This is a genomic window from Moritella marina ATCC 15381, assembly GCF_008931805.1.
GTDB classification, from domain to species: domain Bacteria; phylum Pseudomonadota; class Gammaproteobacteria; order Enterobacterales; family Moritellaceae; genus Moritella; species Moritella marina.
Map to the genome: position 1 here is coordinate 3499777 of NZ_CP044399.1, position 12209 is coordinate 3511985.

Below are 12209 nucleotides of genomic sequence, written 5' to 3' on the forward strand. Positions count from 1 at the left end.
GCTATTTATCCGTTTTATCAACAGCCTCATTACTTTGCGTTGCGACGCTTTCAGCCTCAGATTTCTTGACAAGTTGCTCTGCTTCCCACGCTTTGGCTTTATGGATCAAGCCAGTGATCGTCGAGCCTTGTACCAAAATAGAGAACACCACAACCGAATATGTCATCACCAAAATAATTTCTCGCACATCGATATTTTTATCTGGAATAACGTATACACCTGCCGGAATGGCCAGGGCCATCGCGAGTGCTAAACCACCACGTAATCCACCCCAAGTCAGGATCGTCACTGATAGTGGGTTATAACTGCGAAAACGGTTAAAGAATAAATAAGAGAATTTCACACTTAAATAACGCGCCACTAATACAAGTGGGATCGCAAATACCATCAAGATCCAATCTTCTTTATGAAAGCTAAACAGCAACATCGCCATACCAATCAATAAGAATAAAATACCATTAAGGAATTCATCCACTAATTCCCAGAAATGATCTAGGTGGTACTCACTTTCTGGAGAGAAACCTTTTTGACGCGTCCAGTTACCAATCATGATACCGGCAACCACCATCGCTAATGGGCCTGACACATGAATAATGTCAGCAAACACATAACCCGCAGTAGGAATAGCTATCGTCAACAACAGTTCCATCGAGTGATCATTCGTCGAGCTGATTAAGTAATGGAATATTAAGCCAAGCGCAAAGCCATAAAGAATACCGCCAATCGCCTCATGTAAGAACAACTGAGTCACACTACTCACCGTTGGCACTTCAGTACCAAAGGCAACAGTAAACAGCGTCATAAAAATCACGAGACCAAAACCATCATTAAATAATGACTCCCCCTCAATCTGCGTTGAAATTCGCTGTGGTGCATCCAAATTTTTCACAATCGCCAATACCGCGATCGGATCCGTAGGCGAAATAAGTGCACCGAATAATAAGCAATAAATGAAATCTAATGGAATACCAATAAGTTGACAGAATCCCCATAACACGCCACCAATAAAGGCTGTTGAGAATAAAGTAGCGACTAGCGCTAAGACAGTGATCTCCCACTTCTGATCTTTCATGTGCCCAAGCTTAATACCGAGTCCGCCAGCAAACAATAAGAAACCTAAGATGCCTTTTAATAAAAAGCTTTCGAAGTTGATATTATTTAATTGCTCTGCGGCGATTGCTTCTAAATGAAACCAGCCGCTTTGACCCGCAACCACAATACCCAAAGACAGTATTATTGATCCCGCAGTGATCGCAATAGTGGTTTGCATCTTGCCAATTTTGCTATTAATAAACGCAATAAAAATGGCTATTGCTGCGAGAAAACATAAGGTACTGTACACCGACATGCTACACCTCTGATTGAAGTAAATTTGATTAGATTAAACTGAAGATTATTTTTACGAGCTACACAATGTTCTTGTTAAGGTTAAAAATCAAGTTCTTTCAGCAATATGGCTAGCAACTAACAATGAATAGAGTATTTAACCCAAGCCAAACCTAAAAAATACCTACTATTATATAGCTCGACGTAATAACAAAATACTTAGTTAAAACGCAGCTATTTTATCGCCAATCACTATTTAATATACGACGATAAAAACTGGTATGCGAAAATTTAAATAAATAAGAGCAGGAATAAGCGTAATAGGAAATAGAAATAGAAATAATAGCAAATAAATGCGCAGATAATATTTTACCAAAACCATGAACTGATGGTCACCTTGCGGTATTAAACAAGGCTTACATCATATAATTTAGATATAGTTTCAGTATCGTTTCGGTATAGCAGAATCAGTATTAACGTTTTTTCGGCACCCAAGCCCAAATGAATTCAGCATTAATTGGTTGATTACCTTCACTGTCAGTGATCACGACAGGCACAGATATATCTCCCTTCTCGGTATTACGAATATGATTAATCTGTTCATCCGTCAAGGTAGCGACAGCGGTTAAATCACCTGCAGCGCGACGAACATAATCAATATTCATATTTTTTAATAATGGAATTCGGTTGTCAGGTACGTGCATACCAATCAAGAAACCCGTTGCAGATTCGCCGAGTAGCGCCATTGCAGCTGCATGTACACCACCAATGTGATTTTGTACGCGCTTACGGTTTTTCAAGCTCAGTTTAGAACCCGAAAAATCTAATTTTTCAACACGTACTTTTGATGTACCAGCAAATTTAATGACTTTGCCAAAGACCAAAGATAATGCAGGTGCATGGCAACCTTTCGGCAGTAGCGTTACTTTCTTAACGATTTTACTGAGTTTATTAGCGGCTTTCATATCAATCCTTGAGTTTATAATAGATTCCAAAACAATTACTTAGCTTGTATTAATATAGTCGTAAGCAACAAGTGATTAAGCACTATAACATTCAATAAATAAGTGCAATTGGTCTAAATGACATGAGAGAGAAATTAACGGTAATAAATAGGTAGATTTGTTGATTTTAAATAATAGGATTAATAAATGGATATAAATAGTAGAAAGGTATTATAAGAAAGGAAATTGGAGCGGTACAAGAGGCTCGAACTCTTGACCTCAACCTTGGCAAGGTTGCGCTCTACCAACTGAGCTAGTACCGCTTAATTTTTATTCTCGTTTTGAAACAGGGTTTCTCAACTTTATCTGTTTATCATTGGTGTGATAAAAGACTTTTTATAGTAAATTTGGAGCGGTACAAGAGGCTCGAACTCTTGACCTCAACCTTGGCAAGGTTGCGCTCTACCAACTGAGCTAGTACCGCTTCATTTTGATTTATAGTTTCTCAACTATTCGATTCAATCGAATGCATAAACATTCAAATAAACCTGAATTTGGAGCGGTACAAGAGGCTCGAACTCTTGACCTCAACCTTGGCAAGGTTGCGCTCTACCAACTGAGCTAGTACCGCATCACTGTAGGTTATAGTTCTTCAACTTATCCTCATTATCATTGGTGTGATAAGAAGATTGGAGCGGTACAAGAGGCTCGAACTCTTGACCTCAACCTTGGCAAGGTTGCGCTCTACCAACTGAGCTAGTACCGCATCACTGTGCTTCTTTGTCATAAAACAGAGTTTCACAACTTATTCGATTTACCCGAACGAATTAACATTCAAATCAATCTGAATTTGGAGCGGTACAAGAGGCTCGAACTCTTGACCTCAACCTTGGCAAGGTTGCGCTCTACCAACTGAGCTAGTACCGCATCACTGTAGGTTATAGTTCTTCAACTTATCCTCATTATCATTGGTGTGATAAGAAGATTGGAGCGGTACAAGAGGCTCGAACTCTTGACCTCAACCTTGGCAAGGTTGCGCTCTACCAACTGAGCTAGTACCGCATCACTGTAGGTTATAGTTCTTCAACTTATCCTCATTATCATTGGTATGATAAGAAGATTGGAGCGGTACAAGAGGCTCGAACTCTTGACCTCAACCTTGGCAAGGTTGCGCTCTACCAACTGAGCTAGTACCGCATCACTGTAGGTTATAGTTCTTCAACTTATCCTCATTATCATTGGTATGATAAGAAGATTGGAGCGGTACAAGAGGCTCGAACTCTTGACCTCAACCTTGGCAAGGTTGCGCTCTACCAACTGAGCTAGTACCGCTTTGGTATTCTAAGATGAGATTGGAGCGGTACAAGAGGCTCGAACTCTTGACCTCAACCTTGGCAAGGTTGCGCTCTACCAACTGAGCTAGTACCGCATATCATCTTAGGTGCCGAATTATATAGAACCGACTGGTTTTTGCAAGCATAGAGCTAGGCTTTATTATAAAAAAGCCTTATATTGCTGAATGTTTGGACTATAAGGTTGTAAAATTATCCAACCAGCCGTTTGACTGCTTAAATTTTAAACATATGTTGGCGGTAATGCTGTAATTCACCAATTGATTCGCGAATATCATCCAGTGCTAAATGCAAACCTTGCTTATGGAAACTAGATACAACCTCAGGGCACCAACGGCGACCTAATTCTTTAATCGTGCTCACATCGACATTACGGTAATGGAAATAATCATTTAATTCCGGCATGTATTTCACTAAGAAACGGCGATCTTGACCAATACTGTTACCACATAAAGGTGATTTACCAGCCGGTACCCATTTGTCTAAGAATGCTAATGTTCGCGCAACAGCCTCCTCTTCAGTGACATCACTCGCTAATACACGTTTAACCAAGCCTGAATCAGTATGATGCGTTGTACACCACTCATCCATCTTATCCAGTTCGGTTTTATTTTGATGGATAGCTAATACAGGTCCTTCTGCAAGAATATTCAATTCACTATCAGTGACGATAGTAGCAATTTCAATGATCAGACATTTTTCTGGATCAAGACCTGTCATTTCTAGGTCAATCCAAACTAAATTATTTTCATTAAACTGCGCAGCGTTGTCGGCAAGTTGCATAGAGGGGATCCTAATAGTTGTCGTGTAATCGTATGTTTAAGGTTATTATACCCAATCGACCTCGAAATGCGATGTTCAGCAGCTGTACTGTAATAATACACACTGTTAAATACGCTTGTTACAAATCAGGAATTAAATTACCCGTGGCTAAAAAGAAACATTTAACCCAAGGTCAAATACGTCGTGTACGTAGCAACCAGACTAAACGTCTAGAAAAGCAAGATACTAAAGAATGGGATGACGCACTTCTCGGTAAAAAACAAGAAGGTGTGATCATTAGCCGTTTTGGTCAACATGCTGATGTAGAAGATGAGAATGGTGTGATCCACCGTTGTAATCTACGTCGTTCTATTGCAAGTTTAGTGACTGGCGACCGTGTAGTTTGGCGCTTAGGTAATGAACAGCTACAAGGCATTTCAGGTATTATCGAAGCGGTGCATGAACGCAGGACTGTATTAACACGTCCTGATTTCTACGATGGTATTAAACCTATTGCTGCCAATATCGATCAAATAGTGATCGTATCTTCAGTAGTACCTGAATTTTCGACTAATATTATTGACCGTTATATCGTCGCTGCCGAAGATGTAAAAATTCGCCCCGTGATCTTATTAAACAAAATTGATTTATTAAGCCAAGATGAATTGTTTACCATTAACCGTCAATTACAAACTTATCGTGATATCGGTTATGAAGTATGGCAAGTATCCTCTCTCGAAGGTAATGGCTTGTCTGAGTTACAACATCTATTAAAAGATAATACCACTATCTTTGTTGGTCAATCAGGCGTTGGTAAATCATCACTGGTGAATGCATTAATGCCTGAACTCGACGTCGAAGTAGGTGATGTATCAGAAAAGTCAGGTTTAGGGACGCACACAACAACGACGGCACGTTTATATCACTTCCCATCAGGTGGTGACTTAATTGACTCACCAGGTGTACGTGAATTTTCACTATGGCACATGAAAGCCGAAGAGATCGCTAACGGATTTATTGAATTCCGAGATTTCTTAGGTGAATGTCGTTTCCGCGATTGTAAACATAAAAACGATCCAGGTTGTGCACTGCAAGATGCGATAAAACAAGGCAAGATCAAAAAAATACGCTTTGATAACTACCTACGCATCTTGGAAACCATGCTAGATAATCGCCCAACTCGTCATGTACCAGTGCGTAAATAATCACTTCCGCGACCGTGATACAAAGAATATACGCGTATCATATCGCAGCTACCTTGCCGATATAAAGGCAAGGTAGCAATAAACAGCTAATTCTGACAACAATAGCCAAAGTTGTTACACTAGCGTTAATTTTATTTCATTCTATTTAATTATAGTCATTCAACTATTTAAGAGGCTCTCAGGTGCTAGACAAGCTTAAAGTTATTGCCCAATACTGCTTTCCTCAACACGGTTTATCTCGTCTTATTGGTTTATTTGCTGCCGGCGCGCATGGCAAAGTAACCACTAATGTGATCACGTGGTTTATCAAGCGTTACAATGTGAACATGGATGAAGCAAAGCATTCAGATCCTGGACACTTCCAAACATTCAACGACTTCTTTACACGTGAATTAAAAGAAGGCGTACGCCCAATTAATACTGACGACAACATGTTATGTCAACCAGTAGACGGCGCAGTCAGCCAAGCAGGTCCAATTACGCAAGGCCGTATTGTGCAAGCTAAAGGTCATGACTACAGTGTTTGTGAATTATTAGGTGGCGATCGTCAACTTGCTAACAAATTTGAAGAAGGTGATTTTGCCACAGTCTATTTATCGCCACGTGATTATCACCGTATTCACATGCCAATTACGGGTACGTTAAAAGAAATGATTTTTGCTCCGGGAGATCTGTTTTCAGTTAACCCGTTGACGGCACAAAATGTACCGAATCTATTTGCCCGTAACGAACGTGCTATCGCTATCTTTGATACCGAAGTTGGCCCGTTTGCAATGGTATTAGTTGGCGCGACAATCGTGGCTTCAATTGAGACAATTTGGCACGGCACTGTCGCACCATCAAAAAATAAAGAGATCGTACGCTGGACGTATGAAAACCAAGCGCCAATCGTGATTGAAAAAGGTGCGGAAATGGGTCGCTTTAAACTGGGTTCAACTATCGTTGCCGTGTTTGCTAAAGACGCAATTGAATTTGTTGATGAATTACAACCAACAACGCCAACGATAATGGGTGAAGCATTCGCTCGTATCAAAGCTAAATAAACGAGCCTGTTGACTCGATTAACCCGTTATACAGTACGCTATAACGGGTTATATTCCTGCTCTACGTTAACATTCGACAAATAACACTCAATAATACTCAATAAATAATACCTCTATAACTAAAACACCAATATCGACAATAAAGCCATTACTCATAATGCCAATTGATCTGGCAGCCAATTGCAAGGATGTAAGCAATTAATGGAACAACGTAAACAAGGCCTTTGGGCACTTCACTCGGCAACGCTATTACTTGGCGGCACCACCTTATTTTCCAAACTAATCTCATTAAGCGCGCTTGATATCACCATCATTCGCTGCGTGATTGCGGCGACGGTGCTGTGTTTATTGCTAAAAGTAACCAAACAGCGCCTACGATTAAATTCCTTCGCTGATTATGGTTGGGCGCTCTTACTCGCCACATTAGTAGGGGCACACTGGGTAACCTTCTTTCTCGGTATGCAATTGTCGACCATTGCGATAGGTCTAATCGCTTTCTATACTTACCCTGTCATGACGGTGTTTTTAGAACCACTCTTTAATAAAGAAAAAATTCAATTTCAGGATATTATTTCAGCATGTGTGGTGTTAGCCGGCATCAGTTTGTTAGTACCTGAACTGTCGTTAGAGAATGAAGTAACACTCGGGATCATCAGCGGTATTAGCTCTGCCTTTCTGTTTACTTTAAGGAATATTCTCTACAAACGTAAGCTCTCGCACTACAGTGGTCCCCACACAATGTTTTATCAAACATTATTAACCGCATGTATGCTTTCCCCATTTTTGGGTGTAGAATTAGCGGATATAAATAATGACAATTGGACGTTATTAGTTGTGCTAGGAATTTGTTTTACCGCAATGCCACACACACTACTAGTGACAGCATTACGCCACCTAAAAGCCAAAACAGTCGGTCTTATCTCCTGTTTACAGCCACTTTATGGTAGCTTGCTCGCGATCCCTTTCTTAGGTGAAATACCCAATACAACAACTATCATAGGTGGTGTACTCGTGGTATCAGCCGCCCTTTTTGAAACATGGAATGCAGGAAAAAAATAGTACCGAATAACGTAATTTGACTACGCATAGCCTTAAATCAATCGCGTTAGCAATGGTACTTATGAAATATTATGATGACTAAAAACTATGTAGTGTTACTTATTCTATTTTCATTATTTATTACGCCTGTTCAGGCACAACTTAGTTATGGTGAAGCGCAGCTTAATGACACCATTTCTCAGCTGCAAGATCTCGAGCTTACGCCGTCGATTAAATTACAGCTCAAGTACTATGAACAAGCCTTAAAAGATCTGAACGAAGATACCAAAGCTCGTCACACGGCAAATCGTTATCAAAAAATAATTGATGACTTTCCTGCTACAGCACAAACGTTAAGAGCAGCCATATCAGACTACCAGCCAACGCTTTTTGACGATGCAAGTGACTGGCCATTAAATAAGATAGAACAAGAAATTGGTCGACGAAATTCGACTCAAACAGAATTAAAACAGCAACAACAAGCGCGTAGTAGCGAACTCACCACGATAGGTATCCGGATCAGCTCATTTCAGACTGATATCGAACGCTTACGCACTAAATTGACCAGCACCCAAAAAGAACATGATAAGTTAATCGGTAACAGCGGCACGAATTTAAACGATGAACAGGAATCATTGCGTATCGCCCTGCAAATCAAACAATCGTCACTTTCGACTCAGATCCAAATGTTAGAACTGGAACAACTCAGTGCTAGTAATCGCAGTGAATTAGCACAACTCAATCGACGCTTAGGTCTACTAAAACAAAAAGACATTAGCCATAACTTAGCGACATTAACTGAACTGCGTAACACGATATTACGTAAAGAAACCGAAGACGCGATCGCACGTAGTAAGCAAATCAATGACTCATCACTGATTAGCTCCCCGTTTTTACAACTACAGCTGGAAATAAACCAAGAACTCTCGAACGAATTAGAAAGAGTTTCAGCTAAAAATGAAACCATTCAAATCAAGCAGCAAGAGGTATCACAACAAGTCGATGCGCTCACCAACACCTTGATTAACTTTAACGAACAAGTTGAATGGTTAAAAATCAGCTCTGCATTTGGAGAAAACTTACGTGCGCAAGTCAGTAGCTTACCGGCAGAACCACCACTCGATAAACTAGAAGAAGAGATCGTAGAAAGTCGCTTAGCACGTTTTCGCTATCAGAAAATGCTCACGCAATTAGACAGTTTACCGTTAACAACAAAGCCACTAACAGCTGAAGAAGAAACCAGTTTGTTACGCTTTATTGAGTTACGTCGACTGTTACTGAGCAAACTGATTTCTAGCTTAGATAACCATATCTACGAACAAGCAAAATTAAAAGTCAGTTACAGCAAAATGAATAGCACCTTAGTGCAAATTAAGCAGCAAGCTGATGAGCATTTATTTTGGGTGCCAAGCATTCCCTTACTCGGCATGCAAAGTGTTACCGAACTCTTTTCAAGTATGCTTTGGCTTACGTCCATTGATAACAGTATTTCTATCCCCCAAGCTTTGCTTTCCTCACCATTAACAACGCTGAGCTTAGCAACATTACTCATTTTAGGCTTATTCTATTTACGCACCCCACTGAATAAGTTTTTTACTAAGCATATTGCCGATACATCGCCAAAAGTCGGTAAGGTAACCCAGGACAAGTTCGCTTATACATTACGTAACCTTGCCTTTTCAGTCGCAGATGCGCTCATTTTACCTATCTCACTCTTTATTATTACCGAGTTATTGATAAAGGCATGGCAGTACCCCTTTGCCGTTAATATGGGTCACGCCGTTCAAGATTCACTGTTTTTATTGGTCATCTATTTATTCATGCGCAACCTGACTCGCCATAAAGGTTTATTGCAGATCCATTTGAAAATAGATAAGGTCCGAATTGCTAAGATTTGGGGCTACTACCAAGTACTGTTCTTCATCTCTTGGCCTTCTTATATCATCCAAGTACTTTGCTACCGATATCCTGAACAAGCGTATGATGGTTCGCTCGGTCGCCTTGCATTCGTCATTACTTGTGGCGCACTGGTGCAATTTTATTACCGTTTATACCGTGAAAAATTACCCCTGACCTACAAGCAAAAGAATAATGGGAAACCACATATTGTCCACCACACCATCTGGACTGTATTTATCATGGCGCCCATTGCCTCTGCAATAATGGCAATCATGGGTTACTTATATACTGCACAAGTATTACTTAAACAAATGGAGTCCTCGCTATTAATGGGGCTGTTATTTTTATTAACGTATTACTTAATTCGTCGAGGCATGCATTTACAAAAACGCCGTTTAGCGTTTGAACGTGCGAAAGCAAAGCGTATTGATATTATTGCCCAGCGTGTAAAAGAAGTTGAAAAAGGCGGACAAAATACCAGTCAAGAAAGTCATTTTGATATTGAAGAACCTGAGATCGATTTAGATCAAATCAGTGCCCAATCACTGGGGTTATTACGCACCTTGTTAACACTGTTATTTGTCGCGTTAAACGCCCTATTTTGGTCTGAGATCCAAAGCGCCTTTATCTTTTTAGACACGGTGACATTATGGGATGCGTCCAATACCTCAAATGGCATTGAGTATGTTGATCCCATCACTTTAAAAAGTTGTCTGTTAGCACTGATTATTTTTGTACTTACCTTGGTATTAATTCGTAATTTATCTGGTGCTCTGGAACTGTTAATTTTACAGCATTTGGATCTCTCTCCGGGCACAGGTTTTGCGATCACGACGTTGGCTAAGTACATGACTATCTCAATTGGCTTTGTGGTAGGCTTTAACTTTTTAGGGGTTGATTGGGCGAAAACACAATGGTTAGTCGCCGCCTTAACCGTCGGCTTGGGTTTTGGTCTGCAAGAGATTTTTGCCAACTTCGTCTCCGGTTTAATCATCTTATTTGAAAAACCGATCCGTATTGGTGATACCGTGACGATCCGAAATTTAACCGGTAGTATCAGCAAAATTCAAACCCGTGCGACAACGATTGTCGATTGGGATAGAAAAGAAATTATTGTGCCGAATAAAGCCTTTATCACCGAGCAATTTATTAACTGGTCACTCTCTGATTCCATTACCCGCGTGATCATTAATATTGGTGTAGAGTTCAACTCTGATATTGAACTGGTCACTCAATTACTATTAGAAAGTGCCGAAGAGAATAGCTTAAGTCTAGATAATCCGAGCCCAGAAGTATTCTTTATTGAGTTTGGCCAGCACGCCCTAAACTTTGAAGTGCGTTGTTATGTATCCGAAATGGGGCATCGTTTAACCATGACTCATGAATTGAATTCGCGCATCACCCATGTCTTTAAAGAACACAACATTCGCATTGCGCTGCCACAGTTAGACTTGCGCGTCAAAGATGGTTTTAAAGTCAGCGACAGTAGCCATATCATGAGCATGAAAAAAGGCAGCTTAAGATAGTTTAAACGACAGCGAAAAGGGTGAGTAACGTATCGTTATCTCACCCTTTTTTATCCGGGTAATTTAAGCTCTCGGGGTGGGAAAGGCAATAACCTCATCAAGGCTATTTGCCCCCATCATCAGCATCACTAAGCGATCGATACCTAACGCCACGCCAGCGCAGTCAGGGAAGCCAGCCGTTAACGCATCAATCAGATGATAGTCGATAGGTTGCTCAGATAAATCCATGGTCTTACGCTTCGCATTATCGGCTTTAAAACGTCTTAATTGCTCTTGCGCATCGGCTAGTTCATGAAAGCCATTGGCTAATTCAATGCCTTTAAAATACACTTCAAAGCGCTCTGCCACCCGTGTATCTTGTGCGCTAATGCGCGCTAATGCCGCTTGCGATGCAGGGAAGTCGTAAATAAAGCACGGCACGTTTTGGCCAATTTGGCTCTCGACACCCACGTAAAATAACAGCTGTAAGATAGTATCTCGATCAGGTTCATTCTCTAATACGTCATAAACCCCGTACGGTTTTGCCGCTTGGCGTAATTCATCCATCGTCGCGGTTAACGGGTCTAGCTGTAAAAATTGTTTGAATGCGTTTTGATAAGTGAAGCGCTGCGCTTTACCTGTGCTTAATACCAAAGTCAGTAGTTCTGACATTTCATCCATTAATTGAAAATGATCAAAGCCGATGCGATACCATTCCAGCATAGTGAATTCAGGATTATGATGACGCCCAGCTTCTTCGTTACGGAACGATTTACTCATCTGATAAATACAACCACTGCCTGCTGCTAGCAATCTTTTCATATGGAATTCAGGTGATGTTTGCAGATATAAAGGCAGACCTTGGCTGTAACCAGGACCAACAAATTCGGTGCTAAAGGCATCTAAATGTACATCTGTTACAGCTGCTTGGCTCATCGCTGGCGTATCAACTTCTAATACATCACGTGTCGCAAAGAACTCACGGATGGTATTTAATACCGATGCTCGCGCACGTAACGCTGGAAAACTTGCACTCGGTTGCCAATTTAATTCACTCATATCCACTCCGGTTATCATAACCTAAAAAGTTAATGCTATTCATCGTCTGCATAATACCCATTCCTATAAACCACTG

Annotated in this window: 8 protein-coding genes and 9 tRNA genes; 4 read left to right on the forward strand and 13 right to left on the reverse strand. The window is 40.6% G+C overall.

What is annotated here, in order from left to right; translation table 11 throughout:
* Nucleotide 1 precedes the first annotated feature (1 nt).
* The 12 genes from FR932_RS15700 to orn form a co-directional block, all read right to left on the reverse strand.
* Nucleotides 2–1348: a cation:proton antiporter gene (locus FR932_RS15700; protein WP_019442386.1), complete on the reverse strand. Its 1347-nt coding sequence runs from the start codon at nt 1346–1348 to the stop codon at nt 2–4.
* Nucleotides 1349–1799: 451 nt separating this feature from the next.
* The gene (locus FR932_RS15705) at nt 1800–2291 is read right to left on the reverse strand and encodes a DUF4442 domain-containing protein (RefSeq protein ID WP_019442387.1); all 492 of its coding nucleotides are present in this window, start codon (nt 2289–2291) and stop codon (nt 1800–1802) included.
* A gap of 226 nt (nt 2292–2517) precedes the next feature.
* Nucleotides 2518–2593, reverse strand: a tRNA-Gly gene (locus FR932_RS15710).
* An 85-nt stretch (nt 2594–2678) separates the two neighbouring features.
* A tRNA-Gly gene (locus tag FR932_RS15715) sits at nt 2679–2754 on the reverse strand.
* Nucleotides 2755–2825: 71 nt separating this feature from the next.
* A tRNA-Gly gene (locus FR932_RS15720) sits at nt 2826–2901 on the reverse strand.
* A gap of 59 nt (nt 2902–2960) precedes the next feature.
* Nucleotides 2961–3036, reverse strand: a tRNA-Gly gene (locus FR932_RS15725).
* Between the two features lie 85 nt (nt 3037–3121).
* A tRNA-Gly gene (locus FR932_RS15730) sits at nt 3122–3197 on the reverse strand.
* Between the two features lie 59 nt (nt 3198–3256).
* Nucleotides 3257–3332 (reverse strand) — tRNA-Gly (locus FR932_RS15735).
* Between the two features lie 59 nt (nt 3333–3391).
* Nucleotides 3392–3467: transfer RNA gene (locus tag FR932_RS15740), tRNA-Gly, on the reverse strand.
* A 59-nt stretch (nt 3468–3526) separates the two neighbouring features.
* Nucleotides 3527–3602, reverse strand: a tRNA-Gly gene (locus FR932_RS15745).
* Nucleotides 3603–3623: 21 nt separating this feature from the next.
* A tRNA-Gly gene (locus FR932_RS15750) sits at nt 3624–3699 on the reverse strand.
* 139 nt (nt 3700–3838) lie between these two features.
* Entirely contained in the window at nt 3839–4405 is a 567-nt protein-coding gene (orn, locus tag FR932_RS15755; protein WP_019439629.1) for an oligoribonuclease, read from the reverse strand.
* Between the two features lie 143 nt (nt 4406–4548).
* Between orn and rsgA the strand changes: the two genes are divergently transcribed.
* From rsgA to mscM, 4 genes are all read left to right on the forward strand, one after another.
* Nucleotides 4549–5589, forward strand: a complete 1041-nt coding sequence (rsgA, locus tag FR932_RS15760; RefSeq protein WP_019439630.1) for a small ribosomal subunit biogenesis GTPase RsgA — start codon at nt 4549–4551, stop codon at nt 5587–5589.
* Nucleotides 5590–5771: 182 nt separating this feature from the next.
* Nucleotides 5772–6632 (forward strand): archaetidylserine decarboxylase, encoded by an 861-nt coding sequence (asd, locus tag FR932_RS15765; protein WP_019439631.1) that lies wholly within the window; start codon nt 5772–5774, stop codon nt 6630–6632.
* Between the two features lie 201 nt (nt 6633–6833).
* Nucleotides 6834–7691, forward strand: coding sequence for a DMT family transporter (locus FR932_RS15770; protein ID WP_019439632.1), 858 nt, complete (start codon nt 6834–6836; stop codon nt 7689–7691).
* Between the two features lie 71 nt (nt 7692–7762).
* On the forward strand, nt 7763–11095 hold the full coding sequence (gene mscM, locus FR932_RS15775) for a miniconductance mechanosensitive channel MscM (protein ID WP_019439633.1): 3333 nt from the start codon (nt 7763–7765) through the stop codon (nt 11093–11095).
* A 63-nt stretch (nt 11096–11158) separates the two neighbouring features.
* On the opposite strand, the gene epmA is transcribed toward mscM, so the two are convergent.
* Nucleotides 11159–12133, reverse strand: a complete 975-nt coding sequence (gene epmA, locus FR932_RS15780; protein ID WP_019439634.1) for an elongation factor P--(R)-beta-lysine ligase — start codon at nt 12131–12133, stop codon at nt 11159–11161.
* Nucleotides 12134–12209 lie beyond the last annotated feature (76 nt).